The sequence below is a fragment of the Massilia sp. Masssp94 genome (assembly GCF_059491305.1).
The window spans coordinates 6,674,417-6,692,251 of sequence record NZ_CP168501.1; the positions used below are offsets into that span (position 1 = coordinate 6,674,417).

17 protein-coding genes and 1 tRNA gene are annotated in these 17,835 nt (G+C 67.1%); 12 read left to right on the forward strand and 6 right to left on the reverse strand.

From position 1 onward, the window contains the following. Window positions 1–44 precede the first annotated feature (44 nt). The 4 genes from tig to ACEN9G_RS29370 all read right to left on the reverse strand — a co-directional run bounded on the left by tig (window position 45) and on the right by ACEN9G_RS29370 (window position 5,884). A complete protein-coding gene (gene tig, locus ACEN9G_RS29355; RefSeq protein ID WP_413339146.1) occupies window positions 45–1,385 on the reverse strand; it encodes a trigger factor in 1,341 nt (446 codons plus the stop codon). A 31-nt stretch (window positions 1,386–1,416) separates the two neighbouring features. Then, window positions 1,417–1,503: transfer RNA gene (locus ACEN9G_RS29360), tRNA-Leu, on the reverse strand. 158 nt (window positions 1,504–1,661) lie between these two features. After that, on the reverse strand, window positions 1,662–4,766 hold the full coding sequence (locus ACEN9G_RS29365) for an efflux RND transporter permease subunit (protein ID WP_413339144.1): 3,105 nt from the start codon (window positions 4,764–4,766) through the stop codon (window positions 1,662–1,664). Beyond that, complete coding sequence (locus ACEN9G_RS29370; RefSeq protein ID WP_413339142.1) at window positions 4,763–5,884, reverse strand: efflux RND transporter periplasmic adaptor subunit; 1,122 nt, start codon at window positions 5,882–5,884, stop codon at window positions 4,763–4,765. Before ACEN9G_RS29370 ends, ACEN9G_RS29365 begins: the two co-directional genes overlap by 4 nt. Before the next feature lie 120 nt (window positions 5,885–6,004). Between ACEN9G_RS29370 and hpnC the strand changes: the two genes are divergently transcribed. From hpnC to ACEN9G_RS29400, 6 genes are all read left to right on the forward strand, one after another. Further along, window positions 6,005–6,814, forward strand: a complete 810-nt coding sequence (hpnC, locus tag ACEN9G_RS29375) for a squalene synthase HpnC (RefSeq protein ID WP_413339140.1) — start codon at window positions 6,005–6,007, stop codon at window positions 6,812–6,814. A 51-nt stretch (window positions 6,815–6,865) separates the two neighbouring features. Continuing rightward, on the forward strand, window positions 6,866–7,699 hold the full coding sequence (gene hpnD, locus ACEN9G_RS29380) for a presqualene diphosphate synthase HpnD (RefSeq protein ID WP_413339138.1): 834 nt from the start codon (window positions 6,866–6,868) through the stop codon (window positions 7,697–7,699). Further along, window positions 7,686–9,026: a hydroxysqualene dehydroxylase HpnE gene (gene hpnE, locus ACEN9G_RS29385; protein ID WP_483127405.1), complete on the forward strand. Its 1,341-nt coding sequence runs from the start codon at window positions 7,686–7,688 to the stop codon at window positions 9,024–9,026. Before hpnD ends, hpnE begins: the two co-directional genes overlap by 14 nt. A 240-nt stretch (window positions 9,027–9,266) precedes the next feature. Further along, on the forward strand, window positions 9,267–9,398 hold the full coding sequence (locus tag ACEN9G_RS29390; RefSeq protein ID WP_413339134.1) for a hypothetical protein: 132 nt from the start codon (window positions 9,267–9,269) through the stop codon (window positions 9,396–9,398). Window positions 9,399–9,420: 22 nt separating this feature from the next. After that, the gene (locus ACEN9G_RS29395) at window positions 9,421–10,248 is read left to right on the forward strand and encodes a DUF1700 domain-containing protein (protein ID WP_413339132.1); all 828 of its coding nucleotides are present in this window, start codon (window positions 9,421–9,423) and stop codon (window positions 10,246–10,248) included. A gap of 6 nt (window positions 10,249–10,254) precedes the next feature. Beyond that, window positions 10,255–11,070, forward strand: a complete 816-nt coding sequence (locus ACEN9G_RS29400; protein ID WP_483127406.1) for a head GIN domain-containing protein — start codon at window positions 10,255–10,257, stop codon at window positions 11,068–11,070. 29 nt (window positions 11,071–11,099) lie between these two features. Here the strand turns inward: ACEN9G_RS29400 and ACEN9G_RS29405 are convergent, their stop codons facing one another. Together ACEN9G_RS29405 and ACEN9G_RS29410 are read right to left on the reverse strand one after the other, a co-directional pair. After that, the gene (locus tag ACEN9G_RS29405) at window positions 11,100–11,444 is read right to left on the reverse strand and encodes a YnfA family protein (RefSeq protein ID WP_413388535.1); all 345 of its coding nucleotides are present in this window, start codon (window positions 11,442–11,444) and stop codon (window positions 11,100–11,102) included. Next, on the reverse strand, window positions 11,441–12,697 hold the full coding sequence (locus ACEN9G_RS29410; protein ID WP_483127407.1) for a TIGR03862 family flavoprotein: 1,257 nt from the start codon (window positions 12,695–12,697) through the stop codon (window positions 11,441–11,443). Before ACEN9G_RS29410 ends, ACEN9G_RS29405 begins: the two co-directional genes overlap by 4 nt. Window positions 12,698–12,838: 141 nt before the next feature. Between ACEN9G_RS29410 and ACEN9G_RS29415 the strand changes: the two genes are divergently transcribed. The 6 genes from ACEN9G_RS29415 (at window position 12,839) to dctP (ending at window position 17,797) form a co-directional block, all read left to right on the forward strand. Beyond that, complete coding sequence (locus tag ACEN9G_RS29415; RefSeq protein WP_413346030.1) at window positions 12,839–13,240, forward strand: hypothetical protein; 402 nt, start codon at window positions 12,839–12,841, stop codon at window positions 13,238–13,240. Beyond that, window positions 13,237–13,440: a helix-turn-helix transcriptional regulator gene (locus ACEN9G_RS29420; RefSeq protein ID WP_413346028.1), complete on the forward strand. Its 204-nt coding sequence runs from the start codon at window positions 13,237–13,239 to the stop codon at window positions 13,438–13,440. Before ACEN9G_RS29415 ends, ACEN9G_RS29420 begins: the two co-directional genes overlap by 4 nt. Then, window positions 13,437–14,396, forward strand: a complete 960-nt coding sequence (locus ACEN9G_RS29425; RefSeq protein ID WP_483127408.1) for an alpha/beta fold hydrolase — start codon at window positions 13,437–13,439, stop codon at window positions 14,394–14,396. The genes ACEN9G_RS29420 and ACEN9G_RS29425 overlap by 4 nt, the downstream gene beginning before the upstream one ends. A gap of 77 nt (window positions 14,397–14,473) precedes the next feature. After that, window positions 14,474–14,941 carry an MgtC/SapB family protein gene (locus tag ACEN9G_RS29430; RefSeq protein WP_056129476.1) on the forward strand — a complete coding sequence of 156 codons (468 nt, stop codon included), beginning with the start codon at window positions 14,474–14,476 and terminating at the stop codon, window positions 14,939–14,941. 110 nt (window positions 14,942–15,051) lie between these two features. After that, on the forward strand, window positions 15,052–16,416 hold the full coding sequence (locus ACEN9G_RS29435) for a M28 family peptidase (RefSeq protein WP_413338059.1): 1,365 nt from the start codon (window positions 15,052–15,054) through the stop codon (window positions 16,414–16,416). Window positions 16,417–16,777: 361 nt separating this feature from the next. Continuing rightward, window positions 16,778–17,797, forward strand: coding sequence for a TRAP transporter substrate-binding protein DctP (gene dctP, locus ACEN9G_RS29440; RefSeq protein WP_413338061.1), 1,020 nt, complete (start codon window positions 16,778–16,780; stop codon window positions 17,795–17,797). The last annotated feature ends 38 nt before the right edge of the window (window positions 17,798–17,835 follow it).

Below are 17,835 nucleotides of genomic sequence, written 5' to 3' on the forward strand. Positions count from 1 at the left end.
TCTCAGATTTCTCAGGAGAATGTCGTACGGCTTTATCAAGGAAGTTAAGCCTGAGCAGCGCTTCCCATCAGCTCGTCAAAGGCGATGTCCTTGGTCGTCACCTTTGCCTTGCCGAGCACATAGTTAACGACGTTTTCTTCCAATACAAGAGCTTCCACTTCGCCCAGGCGGCGACGGTCGCTGTAGTAGTACTTCAGGACTTCCTTCGGATCTTCGTAGCTCTGCGAGAAGTCTTCGATCTGGGCCTTCACCTGCTCTTGCGTGGCTTGCAGGTTATTCTCCGAGACCAGCTGCGACAGGATCAGGCCCAGGCGCACGCGGCGCTCGGCCTTGGTGGCGAACAGGTCGGCCGGGAACGGCAGGCTCTGCACGTCCATGCCGCGCTGGGCCATGTCCTGGCGGGTCTGCTCGGCCAGGCGCTGCGAATCCTGCTCGATCATGACCTTCGGCACGTCCATTTCGGTGTGCTTGACCAGGGCGTCCATCACGGCTTCCTTGTTGCGCGCCTTGATGCGGGCGTTGACTTCACGCTCCAGGTTGACCTTGATGTCTTCGCGCATTTTCTCGACGCTGCCGTCTTCGATGCCCAGCGTCTTGGCGAACTCGGCGTCGACTTCCGGCAGGTGCGCCCATTCCAGCTTCTTCAGCGTGATGGTGAACTCGGCGGTTTTGCCGGCCACGTCCTTGCCATGGTAGTCTTCCGGGAAGGCCAGCGGGAAGGTCTTCGACTCGCCCACTTTCAGGCCGACGGTCGCGGCTTCGAACTCCGGCAGCATGCGGCCTTCGCCCAGCACGAATGCATAGTCTTCGGCTTTACCGCCCGGGAATTCGACGCCGTCGATGACGCCGACGAAGTCGACGGTCACGCGGTCGCCGTTCGCTGCGACCGGCTCGCCGCCATCGCCATGCTCACCGGCTTCGCCCTTGGTGTGGTAGTGCACGCGCTGCTTGCGCAGGATGTCGATGGTCTTGTCGATCTCGGCATCGGTCACGTCGGTCTTGACGGTCTCGATCTCGATCCCCTCCAGGCCCGGCAGCGACACTTCCGGATACACTTCGAAGGTCGCGTCGAAGGCGAGCATGCCTTCCGGTGCGTCCTGCTTCGGCTCGATTTTCGGCATGCCGGCAACGCGCAGCTGCGCTTCGTCCGCGGCACTGCTGAACGCCTGGCCGACTTTGTCGTTCAACACGTCGGATTCGATCTGGTAGCCGTACTGCGCAGCGACCATCTTCAGCGGCACCTTGCCCGGACGGAAGCCCGGAGCACGAGCGGTCTTGGCCTGCTTCTTGAGGCGCTTTTCAACTTCCGTACGTACGTCGCTCAGCGGAAAAGAGATCGTCAAGCGACGCTCGAGTTTACCCAGGTTTTCGACTGCAGTTGCCATTGTAAAAATCGTCCAAAAAAATAATTGTTCGTGGTGCGAGGAAGGGGACTCGAACCCCTACACCATTGCTGGCGTCAGGACCTAAACCTGGTGCGTCTACCAATTTCGCCATCCTCGCGCAGGATTGCTGATCTTGCCACAAAAACAAAGGGCGCCCGACAATGAAACCGGCCGCCCTGAATCCAATGTCTAGGGGCTACAACTTCAACCCGATATTTTACTGGATTTTCTGACACCATTGGGCAGATTTTAAATCGTATCAAATCGCCCGATATTTCAAGGATTTACGACCGCCACCCGGGTGTGCACCGGCCGCTTTACCCGGAACCATGCGGCATACAGCGCCGGCAGGAACAACAGCGTGAGCGCCGTGGCGACCAATAATCCGCCCATGATCGCGATCGCCATCGGGCCCCAGAACACGGAACGGGACAGCGGGATCATCGCGAGCGCCGCCGCGGCCGCCGTCAGCAGGATCGGCCGGCACCGCCGCACGGCGCTTTCCACGATCGCTTCCCACGCCGGGTGCCCGGCCGCGATGTCCTTTTCGATCTGGTCGACGAGGATCACGGAATTGCGCACCACCATGCCGAACAGCGCGATCACGCCGAGGTTGGCCACGAAGCCGAACGGCGCGTTGAACAGCAGCAGCCCCATCGCGGCACCCGCGATGCCCAGCGGCCCGGTGAGGAAGACCATCACGGACCGCGAGAAGCTGTGCAGCTGCAGCATCAGCAGGGTGAACACGATGAACAGCACCAGCGGGACGTTCGCCGAAATGGAGTCTTCCGCCGTCGAACTGTTCGCGGCCGCGCCTTCGAGCTTGATCCGGTAGCCGGCCGGCAGCTTCGCGCGCAGCGCGTCCAGTTTCGCATTGACCTGGTCGGACACGGTCGGTCCCTGCACGCCGTCGACGACGTCCGACTGGACCATGATCGCCCACTCGCGCCCGTAGCGCTGCACGACACCCGGCTCCCACACGAATTCGATGCGCGCCAGCTGCGACAGCGGCACGGCCCTGCCGGACGGCGTCGGCACGTTCGTATTGGCGAGCACGGACATGTTCGAGCGCTCGTCCAGCGGCTGGCGCACGACGATGTCGATCAGTCGGTTGCTTTCCCGGAACTGGCCCACCGTCGTTCCCGACAGGAGTGTCGCGATCGTGCGGCGCACGGTCTGCGAGGTCACGCCCAGCGCGCGCATCTTGTCCTGGTCCAGTTCCAGCCGCAGCACTTTCACGGACTCGTTCCAGTTGTCGTTCACGCCCACCGTGTTCGGGTTGGCGATCATGATCTCCTTCACCTGGTCGGCGACCTTGCGCACGACGCCGATGTCCGGCCCCATCACCTGGAACTGCACGGGGTACGGCACCGGCGGCCCGTTCGGCAGCAGTTTGACGCGGCCGCGCACTTCGGGAAAATCCGACTTGAACCTGTCCTCGATCTTGCGCTTGAGGGCGTCGCGCTGATGGACGTTCTTCGGCAGCACGACGAATTGCGACACGTTCGACGCCGGGAAGATCTGGTCCAGCGGCAGGTAGAAGCGCGGGCTGCCCGTGCCGATGTACGACGTCACGCTGTCCGTTTCCGGCTGCGCGCGGGCGAATGCTTCGAACTTCTTGGCCAGCGCCTCGTTGACGGCAAAGCTCGTGCCCTCCGGCGCCCACATCTCGACCATCAGTTCGGGGCGGCTCGAATCGGGAAAGAACTGCTTCTCGATGAACTTGAAGCCGAACACGCCGAGGAAGAACACGGCGAGCGACAGCACGATCGTCGTCTTGCGCCATTCCACGCAGCGGTCGACGAGACGGCGGAAGCGCTGGTACATCGGCGTGTCGAACACGTCATGGTGCCCGTCGCCGTGAGGTTTTACCCGCAGGAGGATGAAACCGATGTAGGGCGTGAACGTGACGGCGACGACCCACGACACGAGCAGCGCGATCGCGTTCACGGAAAACATCGAGAACGTGTACTCGCCGGCCGCCGATTTCGCGAGGCCGATCGGCAGGAATCCCGCCGCCGTGATCAGGGTCCCCGTGAGCATGGGGAACGCGGTCGACGTGTACGCGAACGTGGCCGCGTCGAAGCGCGACATGCCCTCCTCCATCTTCCGCACCATCATCTCCACGGCGATGATGGCGTCGTCCACCAGCAGGCCCAGCGCGATGATCAGCGCGCCCAGCGAGATCTTGTGCAGCGAAATGTCGAACACGCGCATGAACAGGAACGTAATCGCCAGCACGAGGGGAATCGTCAGCGCGACGACGAGGCCGGGGCGCACGTCCAGGCGCAGCTTCGGCTTCGTATGCAGGCCCAGCGCGACGAACGACACGACCAGAACGACGACGACGGCCTCGATCAGGCTGTGCATGAATTCGCTGACGGACGCCGTGACGGCCGCGGGCTGGTTCGACACGCGCTCCAGTTCGATGCCGACGGGGAGCTGGCGCCGGATGCGTTCGACCGTCTGTTCCAGGCCCTTGCCCAGCTCGATGATATTGCCGCCCTTCTCCATCGACACGCCCAGGCCTATCACGTCCTTGCCGTTGAAGCGCATCTTGTCGTGCGGCGGATCCTCGTACGCGCGCTCGACTCTTGCGAAATCGCCGAGGCGGAACGTCGTGTTCCCCGCGCGCAGGCTCAGGTCCTCGAGCTGCTTGACGGTCTTCAGGCCGCCGGTCACGCGCACCTGCAGGTTTTCCAGCGGCGTCACGAGCACGCCGGCCGATTCGATGCCGTTCTGCGTGGCGATCTGGTTCACGATCTGCTCGAACGGGATGCCCAGCTGCGCGAACTTCTGCTGCGAGAACAGGATGTTGACTTTTTCCTGCTGCACGCCGAACTGCTCGACCTTCGACACGAGCGGCACGGCGAGCAGCTGCTGGCGCACGAAATCGGCGTAGTCGCGCATCTCGGCATAGGTAAAACCGTCGCCCGACAGCGCGAAGATGGAGCCGTACGTGTCGCCGAATTCGTCGTTGAAAAACGGCCCGATCACGCCGGGCGGCAGGGTCCCCGCGATGTCGCCGACCTTCTTGCGCACCTGGTACCAGACGCCCTGCACCTCCGCCGGCGGCGTGGATTCCTTCAGTTCGATGATGATCGTCGTCTCGCCCGGCTTGGAAAAGCTGCGCAGCTTGTCGATGTGCGGCGTCTCCTGCAGCTTCTGTTCGAGCTTGTCCGCCACCTGCTGGGCCATCTGCACGGACGTGGCGCCGGGCCAGTACGCGGTCATGACCATCACGCGGAAGGTGAACGGCGGGTCCTCGTCCTGGCCCAGTTTGCCGTAGCTGATGATGCCGCCGATGAGCAGCGCGGCGATCAGGTAGCGGGTCAGCGGGATGTTTTCCAGCGCCCAGCGCGACAGGTTGAAGCCTCTCATTTAGGGGCCCCGTTCGCTTCCACCTCCGCATCGCCGCGGCGCGCGACGTCCGCCGTCAGCACCTTCACTTTCTGGCCTGGTTTCAGCAGATGCACGCCGGCCGTGACGACCGTCTGGCCCGGCTTCACGCCGCCCGCGAGCACCACGTCGTTGCCGGAGACGCCGCCGACCTGCACGGGCACGAGGTGCACGGCGCCGTTCTCGATCACCCACACCGACGTCGCGCCCTTGTTCTGGTACAGCGCGGACAGCGGCACCTTGATCGCGGCACCCGTGTTCGCATGCGCCAGCTGGACGACGGCCGTCATGCCGAGGCGGATGTCTTCCTGCGCCGGGATCGCCACTTTCACGGTGTACGTGCGCGTGGCGGGATCGGCCACCGGCGCCACTTCGCGGATCTTGCCCGGAATGCCGCGGTCCGGATCCGCCCACAGCCGGACCTTTACTGTGCTCACCTTGCGCAGCTCGTCGACCTGATCTTCCGGCACGCCGATCACCACTTCCTTCTCGTCCGTCCGCGCCACGCGCACGACCGGGGTGCCGGCCTGCACGACCTGGCCCACTTCCGCATCGATGCCCGTCACGACGCCGTCCGTGTCGGAAACGAGGTTCGCATAACCCGTCTGGTTGGCCTGCTCGCTCGACGCGGCGCGCGCCGCTTCCACGTTCGCCTGCGCCGAACGCGCGGCCGCCACTTTCTGGTCGAGCACCGCCTGGCTGACGAAGTTCTGGCTGCGCAGGTCCTGGTAGCGCTTCAGGTCCGCGCGCGCCAGCTCGTACGTCGTTTGCGCCGCGCGCAGGTTCGCCTGGGCCTGGGCCTGGCCGAGCCGGAGGTCCTGCGGATCGAGCTGCATCAGCACCTGGCCGCGCTTGACGACCGTGCCCACGTCCACCTTGCGGGCGCTGATCTTGCCCCCGACGCGGAAACCGAGGCGGGATTCGTAACGGGGCCGGACGTCGCCGGAAAACTCCGCCGACGAGCCGACCGTGCCCGTCGCGAGCGTGAGGGCACGCACGGGGCGTACGTCTTCGGCGGGGGTGTCGTTACGGGAGCAGCCTGCCAGCGATACGGCGGCCAGGACCAGGGTCAAAGGAATGGCGAACGAAAAAGCACGCATTGGTTTCCTCATGGCGGCCCGGCCGGGACGGCGAGGCACTGTCGTGGATTTAACCTAGCAATTATAATCATGCAATTAACGCCAGTAAATGACTTTAGAGTCAGCAATCTACAGAGTCGCATGGCCGTCGACCATTACGAAAACTTCCCTGTCGCGTCGATCCTCCTCCCCCGCCGCCTCGTGCCCGCGGTGGAGGCGATCTATGCGTTCGCCCGCAGCGCCGACGACCTCGCCGACGAGGGCGACGCCACCCCGGCCGAACGCCTGGCCGCCCTGCAGGCGTACGAGGCGGCGCTGGACGCCATCGCGGCCGGCAAGCCCCCGGCCGAGCCCATGTTCCAGCGCCTCGCCGCCGTGCTGGCGGAATACAGGCTGCCCCTGCAGCCGCTGCGCGACCTGCTCTCGGCCTTCAAGCAGGACGTCGTCACGACGCGCTACCCGGATTTCCCGCACCTGCTGGATTACTGCCGGCGCTCCGCCGATCCCGTCGGGCGCCTGATGCTGGGGCTGTACGGCGTGGACGACGCGACGAGCCTGCGCGAGTCGGACGCCGTCTGCACGTCGCTCCAGTTGATCAACTTCTGGCAGGACGTCGCCATCGACATCGCCAAGGGCCGCATTTACCTGCCTCTGGACGATCTCGTTCGCTTCGGCGTGACCCAGGACGTCATCGAGGAGGGCCGCATGAACCCCGCCTGGCGCGCGCTGATGCGCTTCGAGGTGGACCGGGCGCGCGCACTGATGCTGGAAGGCGCGCCGCTCGCCACGCGCCTGCCGGGCCGCATCGGCTGGGAGTTGCGCATGGTCGTCCAGGGCGGCCTGCGCATCCTGGAAGCGATCGAACGCGTGGATTACGACGTGTTCCGGCGCCGTCCGCGCCTGAAACGCCTCGACTGGCTCACGGTAGGCTGGCGCGCACTACGTATGTAACGCCTCATCGGCTAAGATAGCGGACTTGCTCCGCGCAATAACAACCTAATTATGTCCCCCGACGAATACTGCCAACAAAAGACCGCGCAAAGCGGCTCCAGCTTCTACTACAGCTTCCTGTTCCTGCCGCCCGAGCGGCGCCGGGCGATCACGGCGCTGTACGCGTTCTGCCGGGAAGTCGACGACACGGTCGACGAAGCCACCGACCAGTCGGTCGCGCGCATCAAGCTGGCATGGTGGCGCAACGAGGTCGCGCAGATGTATTCGGGCACGCCCACGCATCCCGTGATGCTGGCGCTGAAGCCGCACATCCAGCCGTACGACCTGAAACAGGAACACCTGCAGGCCATCATCGACGGCATGGAAATGGACCTCGACCAGTCGCGCTACCTCGACTACCCGAACCTGAAGAAATACTGCTGGCACGTGGCGGGCGTCGTCGGGATCCTGTCGGCCAGCATCTTCGGCGTGACCAATCCGCAGACCTTGAAGTACGCGGAGACGCTGGGCCTCGCGTTCCAGCTCACGAACATCATCCGCGACGTGGGCGAGGATGCGCGCAAGGGCCGCATCTACCTGCCGGTCAACGAACTGCAGCAGTTTGGCGTGACGGCGGCCGACCTGCTGAACGCGCGCCACAGCGAGAAGTTCGAAGCGCTGATGACATTCCAGGCCGCCCGCGCGCAACAGCTGTACGACGACGCGTTCGCGCTGCTGCCGCAGGAAGACCGGCGCGCGCAGCGCCCCGGCCTCATGATGGCCGCCATCTACCGCACGCTGCTCGACGAGATCGAGCGCGACGGTTTCCACGTCCTCACCCAGAAGATCTCCCTGACGCCGCTGCGCAAGCTGTGGCTCGCGTGGAAGACGTATGTCCGCGGTTGAGAAACGGCAGGTCGCGGTCGTCGGCGGCGGCTGGGCGGGATGCGCGGCGGCCGTCGCGTTGCTGGAAGCGGGCTGCGGCGTGACCCTGTTCGAAGCCGCACGCACGCTGGGCGGCCGCGCCCGCGCGATCGAGACGAACGGGCGCCTGCTCGACAACGGCCAGCACATCATGCTGGGCGCCTATGCGGATACGTTGCGCCTGATGCGCCGCGTGGGCGTCGACCCGAAACAGGCGTTGTTGCGGCTGCCGCTGCAGATGCGCTACCCGGCGGGCGGCGACGGCATGGACTTCGTCACCCCGCGCCTGCCCGCGCCCCTGCACATGCTCGTCGCGCTGCTGCGCGCCCGTGGCCTGGACCGCGCCGACAAGCTGGCCCTCGCCCGCTTCACGACGACCGCGCGCTGGATGGGCTGGCAGTTGCACAACGATTGCAGCGTGGCGGAACTCCTGGTCCGCTACGACCAGACCGAACGCCTGAATCGCCTGATGTGGCGCCCGCTGTGCCTCGCGGCGCTGAACACGCCGCCCGAACGCGCGTCCGCCCAGGTGTTCCTGGCCGTGCTGCGCGACAGCCTGGGCGCAAAGCGGGCCGCGTCCGACATGCTGATCCCGCGCGTGCTGCTGGACGCCCTGTTCCCGCAAGCGGCGCGCCGCTACCTGGAAAGCCGCGGCGCCGCCGTGCACACGGGCCGCCGCATCGATGCGCTGGGCCCCGACGGCGGCACGTGGAGCGTGCACGCGGGCGCCGACGTGCAGACGTTCGACGCCGTCGTGCTGGCGGCCCCACCGTGGCAGGCGGCGGCACTGCTGCGGCCTCTCGACGGCACCGCCGGCATCGTCTCCCGACTCGATGCGCTGGCCTATGAACCGATCGCCACTGTGTACCTGCAATACGCGGCCGGGGTCCGCCTGCCGCTGCCGTTCTGCGCGCTGGCCGATGCGCCGCATGACAACCGGTGGGGCCAGTTCGTGTTCGACCGCGGCCAGCTCGATCCCGGCCAGGACGGTCTGTTGGCCGTCGTGATCAGCGGCGCGGATCCGGCCGCAGACATCGGCCAGGACGCACTGGCGGCCAGCGTCGCCGCCCAACTGGCCGCTGCATTCGCGCAGCCGGGGCTTGCGACGCCGCAGTGGAGCCGCGTGATCACGGAGAAGCGCGCCACGTTCGCGTGCTCCCCCGCGCTGGACCGCCCGGCCAACGCCACGGACTTGCCCGGCCTCGCGCTGGCGGGCGACTACACGGCCTGCGACTATCCCGCCACGCTGGAGGCGGCGGTGCGCAGCGGGATGGCCGCAGCCAATGTCATGACAGGAGTCGGACGATGAGCGGCCAGTCGCCCGCAGCCTCGAGACCGTCATCCCCGCGCAGGCGGGGATCCAGGTTCTGCGTCCAGGGCCGACGAAATCGGGTTCCCGCCTGCGCGGGAACGACGAGCTGGGGCAGCCGGTCATCCCGCCTGATCGCACCCTGCCCCGCATTTTCCGCAGCCTGTCGCACCCCGGTGGCGCACGCCGTCCCGGATCCGTACAGTAGCAACATCGAAACGAGTGTTAGCGGAAATGCAAATGAACATCCATCTCGGCGTACGTACCCTTGCCCTGCTGGCCGTCGTGGCGGCCGCGACGATCGCCCTGGTGCACGCGGGCGGGGCCCCCGATCCGGCACTGAACGCCATGCTATTGCTTGGCCGAAATTAATACCGCCCTGTCAGGAGCAACGATGGGCAAACTGGAATACCTCGAGGCGCTCAAGCGGGCCATGCTGGGCCTGCCACCCGACGTCCAGGCCAGGACACTGGCCTATTACGAGCAGCGCTTCGTCGACGGCGTCGCTGCCGGACGGGGCGAGCCGGACGTGGCGCGCGAGCTCGACGATCCGACGAAGATCGCCATGACCCTGCGCGCGAGCGTCCACCTGAACGCGTTCACGGGGAAGAAGAACCCGGCGAATGAATTCACCGAGAAGCGGAACCCGGCCAACGTGCTGCGCGTCGCGGTGTCCGCCGTCGGCCTGGCCATCTTCAACCTGTTCATGATCGTGCCCGCGATGGTCTACTCCGCGCTGCTGTTCGCCCTGTACGTGTGCGCGCTGACGTTCTACCTCGCCGGCGTCGCGACGACCGCGAGCGGCCTGGCCGGCGCCAACGAACTCGTACTGGACTGGCCGAGCCGCTTCGTCACCATCGACGACGACGGGCGCGGGCGCCAGATGCGCATCGAGATCGGCAGCCACGGCATCAACGTCACGCAGGAACGCCCGCAGGTCGCGGACCCGCTGCCGCCCGCCGACCCGGACGCCGAGGCCGACCGGAGCAGCCGTCTCGAACGCTCGCGCGCCATGCGCAGCGCCGAGGCGCTCGCGGACAGCACGGTGCGCATCAGCACGGAGATGGACGCGGAATCGCGCACGACGCAGACGCTGTTCGGCTTCGGCCTCGTGCTGGGCGGGATCGCGCTGTTCCTGCTGTCCCTCGTGATCACGCGCTATACCTTCATCGGCCTGAAGCGCTACCTCCAGATGAACCGTTCCCTGCTCAAGGGGAGCTGAGCCACCATGCGCGCATTACTCAAAGTGGGCTTCACCCTGCTCCTCATCGCCTTCCTGCTGATCGGCGTCTCGTACAGCATGCTGCGCGCCCACGGTACGAACGGCCCATCGAACCCGGGCAGCCGCCTGCTCACCACCGAGCGCCGCACGCTAGCCCAGCCGGTTGCCAAGGTCGACCTGTCCGGCCCCGTCAACCTCACGCTGCGCCAGGGCCCGACGCCATCGCTGGAAGTCCGGGGCGAGCAGCGCCTGCTGGCCAACATCGACACGACCGTCGACGGCGACATGCTGCACATCGGCCCGCGCGGCATCCTGCTGCGCCACCGGACGCCGATCGAGGTGACGGTCACCCTGCCGTCGCTGGAATCCCTCAGCATCAACGGCAACGGCGAACACACCGTGAGCGGCTTCGCAGGCGACCATCTCGACGTCGCGCTCGACGGTTCCGGCCGCATGCGCTTCAACGGCCGCTACCGCGAGATCATGGCGGCGATCCACGGCAGCGGAGACATGGAACTGACGGGCGGCACGAGCGACACGGTGGATGCCGCCGTCATCGGCAGCGGCCGCCTCACGCTCGTCGGTTCGACGCGCGCGCTGCACGCGGAGCTGCGCGGGTCCGGCGACCTGGATGCGCGGCACCTGCGCGCCGACGAGGTCGACCTGGCGCAGCAGGGTTCCGGCGACAGCGCCGTGTATGCCCGCAAGCGCCTGCATGCGGACCTGACCGGCAGCGGCGACGCGCGCGTCTTCGGCAATCCGGACGAACGCTCCGTCAGCCGCAACGGCAGCGCGACGGTCAGCTTCGACGACAAGGATTGACGGCTGCCGGCGGCAGCGCGCCCCGGGGATCACGCCGCGCGCTGCCCCAGCGCGATCACCGCCGCGCCGCACAAGGCCAGGGCGACGCCCGCAATATCCGTCCACGTCGGCCGCAGGCCATCGACGAGCCACAGCCATCCGAGCGCGGTGGCGATGTACACCGCACCATACATCGCGTAGACCCGGCCGGCCGCGGCGGGATGCAGCGTCAGCAACCACACGAACATGACGAGGCTCAGCGCCGCGGGCGCAAGCAGCCAGACGCCGCCCTTGCCCGTCCACCAGAGCAGCGGCAGATAGCAGCCGACCAGTTCCGCGATCGCGGTGGCAAAGTAGAGCCCGAACGTCCGGGCCAGACCCGACCCGGCCATCATGTCCCCAGCGTCGCGCCGGCGCGCGACCCGAGCCACTCCAGCGCCGCGCGCCCGGCCGCGCGCCCGCTGCCGAAGCAGGCCGTCAACAGATAGCCGCCCGTCGGCGCTTCCCAGTCGACCATCTCGCCCGCCACGAACACGCCCGGCAGCCCGCGCAGCATGGCGCCGTCGAGCGCGTCGAAACGCACGCCGCCCGCGCTGCTGATCGCTTCATCGATCGGGCGCGGACGTTTCAGCACGAGCGGCAACGCCTTCAGCGCCCGCGCCACCTTGACGGGGTCCGCGTAGTCGGCCTTGCCCAGGCATTCGTGCAGCAGCCCCGATTTCACGCCCTTGATGCCGAGACGGCTCTGCAGATGGCTGGACATCGAGCGCGTGCCGCGCGGCCGGCTCACCTCGTCCAGCACGCGCCGCGGGTCGTGGTCGGGCAGCAGGTCCAGCAGCACGGTCGCCTGGCCGGCCTGCGCGATGCGGTCGCGGATGCCCGCCGACAGCGCGTACACGAGGCTGCCCTCGATGCCGGTCGCGGTGACGACGAACTGGCCCTTGCGGAACGGGCCGCCCGCCAGCGCCAGCGCGACGGTCGTCAGCGGCGCGCCCGCGTGACGCTGCGCGAAGTGTGTCGACCAGTCGGCGTCGAAGCCGCAATTGGCCGGCACGAGGGGCGCCACGTCCACGCCGCGCGCAGCCAGCAACGGCACCCACGCACCATCGGCCCCAAGCCGCGCCCAGCTCGCGCCGCCCAGCGCCAGCACGGTCGCGGCGCCCGTCGTGTGCACGGTCGTCGTGCCGTCGGGCGTGTCGAACACCAGGGCGCCATCGCGCCATCCCGTCCAGCGGTGGCGCATGTGGAACACGACGCCCGCTTCGCGCAGCCGGTGCAGCCACGCCCGCAGCAGCGGCGCGGCCTTCATGTCGGTCGGGAACACGCGGCCGGACGTCCCCACGAACGTGGCGACGCCGAGGCCGTGGATCCATTCGCGCAACTGCGCCGGCGGGAACGCGTCCACCCACGGCCTCACCGCGTCGGCGCGGGCGCCGTAGCGGCCGACGAAGGCATCATGGGGTTCCGAATGCGTGATGTTCATGCCGCCCTTGCCGGCCAGGAGGAACTTGCGGCCGACGGACGGCATCGCATCGTACAGGTCCACGCGCACGCCGCCCGCGGACAGCACCTCGGCCGCCATCAGGCCGGCGGGGCCGCCGCCGATGACGATGGCGCGATGGGGACGGGTTTCGGTTGGCAAGGACATGGCGGTCGCGGGAGGAAAACGAGAAAACGCGGAGGCGTGCATTGTAGTCGAACGGGGGCCAAAAAAGGATGTAAAGGAAGCTTGACATGGTCGCAAACCCGTCCTACGATGTAAAGCATACTTTACATGAGGAGGTGTGTGATGCATGAGAAACGTGTCGGCCGGGCCTACCGCAGCGATCTGTTGACGGCCATCGCCGTGTATGTCGTGCTGCTGCTCGCGTCGATCCGGTACGGCCGGCCGCTGGACGACGGGGTGCTGCGCACAGCCGCCTTGCTGTCGCCGATGATCGGTTTCTGCCTGATGATCCGTGCTATCGCCCGCCACGTGGCCCGCATCGACGAATACCAGCGCATGCGTCTGCTGGAAAGCCTGGCGCTCGCGTTCGGGATCACCGGCGCGGTCACGTTCAGCTACGGCTTCCTCGAGACGGCGGGCTTCCCGAAGCTGTCGATGTTCAGCGTGTGGATGGTGATGGGCGTCAGCTGGGGTGTCGCGAGCACCATACTGTCGCTGCGCGCCCGCCGGGCCGTCGAATCATGAAGAACACCATCCGCGACCTGCGCGCGACGCGCGGCTGGAGCCAGGCGCACCTGGCCGAGCTGCTGGACGTCTCGCGCCAGACCGTCATCGCCATCGAGACGGGCCGCTACGACCCGAGCCTGCCGCTGGCCTTCGCGCTCGCGAAACTGTTCGAACAACCGATCGAAACCATCTTCTTCCCCGACCAGGAGACCGCATGAACCTCGTACGCAACAAAGCACTGTTCGCCGCCATCGTCGTCACGCTGTGCATGAGCGCCGGCCACCAGAGCCGCGCCGCCGATGCGGCGCCGGAGACCAACCGCTACGCCGCCACCATCGCGCCGGCCGAGCGCTTCGAAGTGGGCGGCGTGCTGGTCGAACGCCACGGCAAGGCGGGAAACGGCGGCCGCGCGCTGATCCTGATCCCGGGCCTCGCGAGCGGCAGCTGGGTGTGGCAGGACACGATCGGCGCCTTCGCGCCCGACCACGCCGTCTACGTCCTGACCCTGCCCGGCTTCGACGGCCGCCCGCCGGCCGGCCCCGCGCCGTTCGCGGCCGCGCGCGCCGCCGTCGGGGAACTGATCGCGAGCCGCCGCCTCGACAAGCCCGTCATCGTGGGCCACAGCCTGGGCGGCATCCTCGCGCTGGCGGTCGCCGAGGACAAGCCGTCCGCGGTCGGCGGCATCGTCAGCATCGACGGCCTGCCCGTGATGCCCGGCGCGGAAGACATGACGCCTCAGCAGCGAGCCCAATTCGCCGAGCGGATGGGCGCCCAGGCCGGCAACCAGCCGCCGGCGCGGTTCGCGCAGCAGCAGCAAGGCTATATGCGCACGATCGGTGTGATGGACATGGCCAGGGCCGATGCGCTGGCCCGGCTGACGGCGCGCAGCGATCCGGCGTCGGTCGGCACGTGGGCCGCCGACGTCGTGACCGTGGACCTGCGCCCCGGCCTCAAGGCGATCCAGGCGCCGGTGCTGACGATCGTGCCCTACCTGGACCTGGACAGCAGCCAGCAAGGCCTCACGCCCGCCGCCAAGGCCGACTACTACCGCGCGCTGATGGAAGGCACGCCGAAACTGCAGGTGGTGACGGTCGCGCCGTCGCGCCACTTCGCGATGTTCGACCAGCCGCAGGCGGTCAACGCGGCGATCCGCACCTTCCTCGACACGCTGTAAGTCCGTGCGCCGCCGTCAAGGCCGCGCTGGCATCATGACCGTCATCGATATCGAGGAGACGGCGGGAAGGAGATGACATGAGCTGGGACGACGTGTGGGGCACGGTACGCGAGGAATTCACCGACATCGGCGACGGCGCGAGCATTGTCCGCATCGTCGTGCGCCTGCTGGTGGCGGTCGTACTGGGCGGCGTGCTGGGCTGGGAACGCGAATCCGTCGGCGCGCCCGCGGGCCTGCGCACGCACATGCTCGTGTCGCTGGGCTCCGCGCTGTTCGTCCTGATCCCGCTGCAGGCGGGCATGAAGATGGAAGACCTGTCGCGCGTGCTGCAGGGCGTGACGGCCGGCATCGGCTTCCTCGGCGCCGGCGCGATCCTCAAGCAGCGCGACCGCAACGACGTGCGCGGCCTCACGACGGCGGCCAGCATCTGGCTGACGGCCGCTCTCGGCGTCGCGGCGGGCATGGGCCGCGAGGCGACGGCGCTGCTGTCGACATTGTTCGCCCTCGTCATCCTCGCCATCCTGCGGCGCTGGTCCAAGACCTGACGTTGTAAAGATTTCCCGGTTGGCCGCCGTCGGGTAGAGTGCATGGCGGCGACGCCCGCGCATCCGCACGTCGCCCATCATACAAAAAGCCCAAGCGGCCAAGGAGTCCCATGCATCCCGTTCACAAGACCACCCTCCCCATCCTGCTGCTGCTCGGCGCCGGCGCCAACGCCGCGCCGCTCGCGGACGCCACCCTCCCCGCGCGCCAGGCCGACGTCGACGCGATCGTGCGCGAGATCTCGCCGCAGCGCATCCACGCCTACGTCGAAAAACTCGTGAGCTTCGGCACGCGCCACACGATGTCCGAGACGGCATCGAACACGCGCGGCATCGGCGCCGCGCGGCGTTGGATCAAGGCCGAGCTGGAACGCTGCGGCGCCGGCAAGCTGGACGTGCAGTTCCAGAGCCACGTCCACCCCGTCGCCAACCGCATCACGCGCCCGACGGAGATCGTCAACGTGGTGGCCACGCTGCCCGGCACGCAGCCGGCGTCGAAGGACCGCTACTACGTCGTCAGCGGCCATTACGATTCGCGCGTGACCGACGTGATGAACACCACGGCCGACGCGCCGGGCGCGAACGACGACGCGTCGGGCACCGCCGCCGTCATCGAGATGGCGTGCGTGATGTCGCGCCACAAGTTCGACGCGTCGCTCGTGTTCATGACCGTCGCGGCGGAAGAGCAAGGCCTGTACGGCTCCGGCGACTACGCGGCGAAGGCGAAAGCGGCCGGCATGAACATCGCGGGCATGCTGAACAACGACATCATCGGCAGCTCGCACGACGAGAACGGCAAGCTTGACAATGCGGAGGTGCGCCTGTTCGCTGAAGGCGTCCCGCCAGTGAAGGAGACGACGCCGGCGCTGCGCACCCTCCTCCAGACGGGCGGCGAGAACGACTCGATCACGCGCCAGCTCGCGCGCCACGTCAAGGAGACGGGCGAGCGCTATGTCCCGAACTTCAAGGTGAACATCATCTACCGGCGCGACCGCTACCTGCGCGGCGGCGACCACAGCCCGTTCCTCGACGCCGGCTACGCGGCCGTGCGCTTCACGGAACCGCACGAGGACTTCAACCACCAGCACCAGGACCTGCGCACGGAGAACGGCAGGAAGATCGGCGACCTCGTCGAATACGTCGATCCGGACTACGTGGCCCAGGTCGCGCGCGTGAACGCGGCGTCGCTCGCGTCGCTGGCGCTGGCGCCGGCCGCGCCGCAGGACGTCAAGGTGAAGACGGCGAACCTCGACAACGGCACGGACCTCGTGTGGAAGGCGAACACGGAACCCGACCTGGCCGGCTACCGCATCGTGTGGCGCGACACGACGGCGCCGCTGTGGCAGGGATCGAAGTTCGTCGGCAACGTGACGACGTACCGCGTCGACCTGTCCAAGGACAACCTGCTGTTCGGCGTGCAGGCCGTCGACAAGGACGGCAACGTGAGCCCGGCCACGTATCCGTTCCCCGCACGCTGATCCCCGCCCCATCATGCAGGGCGCATGACACGCCCCGCATGCCCTGTCAAAAAGCGCCGCCGGCCGTCTGGCGACGGATGTAACATTCGCGGCGCCGCAGCACGCCGCACTTCAGATCCGGCGCAAACCTCCTCGACTCTGCGGCGCGATACTGCGCCCTTGACGGCGCCCTTGTGCAGCCTGTGTTTATGCTGCGCCGCATGGTTTTTCGGCGCAATATTTTCTTGACAAGGCCACTGCTGAGCCTATTCTTATAGGCTACAAAAAATGTAAAAAGCTCGAACGATGTGCGCCCATGGCGGTCGTCAAGAGGCGTCCACGATTCGTAAGGTAGTCCGTAATATCATCTTGGAGGATGTGTATGTCGGTTATCACCCGTAGGACAATGCTGGTTGGAATTGCGGCCAGTCCGCTCTTGTTGCACGCTGCATGGGCCCAGCCCACGAACCTCAAGATTTCCCATCAATTCCCCGGCGGCAGTGTCGCCGAAGGTGATTTCCGCGACCGCCTGTGCCGCATGTTCGCGGCCGAGACGGAGCGCCGGACCAAAGGCAAAGTCAAATTCTCGATCTACCCCCGCTCCACCCTGATGAAGAGCGATGCGCAGATCCCCGCCCTGGCCAAGGGCGCGCTGGACATCTCGCTGGTGCCGCTGTCGTACGCCGGCGCCGACCTCCCGGAAGTGAACATCGGCCTGATGCCGGGCCTCGTCACGTCGTATGAACAGGGCTATGCCTGGAAGAACGAAGAGATCGGCAAGGAATTCAATCGCGTACTGGCCGACAAGGGCCTGATCATGCTGAGCTGGATCTGGCAGGCGGGCGGCATGGCGTCGCGCGGCAAGCCGATCGTCGATCCGGAAGACGCGGCCGGCCTGAAGGTGCGCGGCGGCTCGCCAGAAATGGACATGATCCTGAAGGAAGCCGGCGCCACCGTCGTGACGATGCCGTCGAACGACATCAAGGGCGCGATGGAAAAGGGCCAGCTCGACGCGGCCATGACGTCGTCGTCGTCGCTGATCTCGTTCCGCCTCGACGAAGTGAGCAAGTCCGTGACGACCGCGCGCGGCGGCACCTACTGGTTCATGCTGGAGCCGCTGCTGATGTCGCGTGCCGCCTTCGAGCGCCTGCCGAAGGACCAGCAGGCCGTGCTGCTGTCGGTGGGCGCCGACCTGGAAGCGTTCGCGCGCAAGTCGGCCCAGCAGGACGATGCGGCCGTGGCCGCGCTGTTCCAGGGTGCCGGCGGGCGCACGGTGGACCTGAACCAGGACTCGCTGCGCAAATGGCAGGAGCTGGCACGCGCGACGGCGTGGCGCGACTACGGGGAGCGCAATGCGAATTGCGCGAAGCTGCTGGCGCTGGCGGAAAAAACGATCGTCTAAGCACACCGTCATTCCCGCGCACGCGGGAATCCATGCTG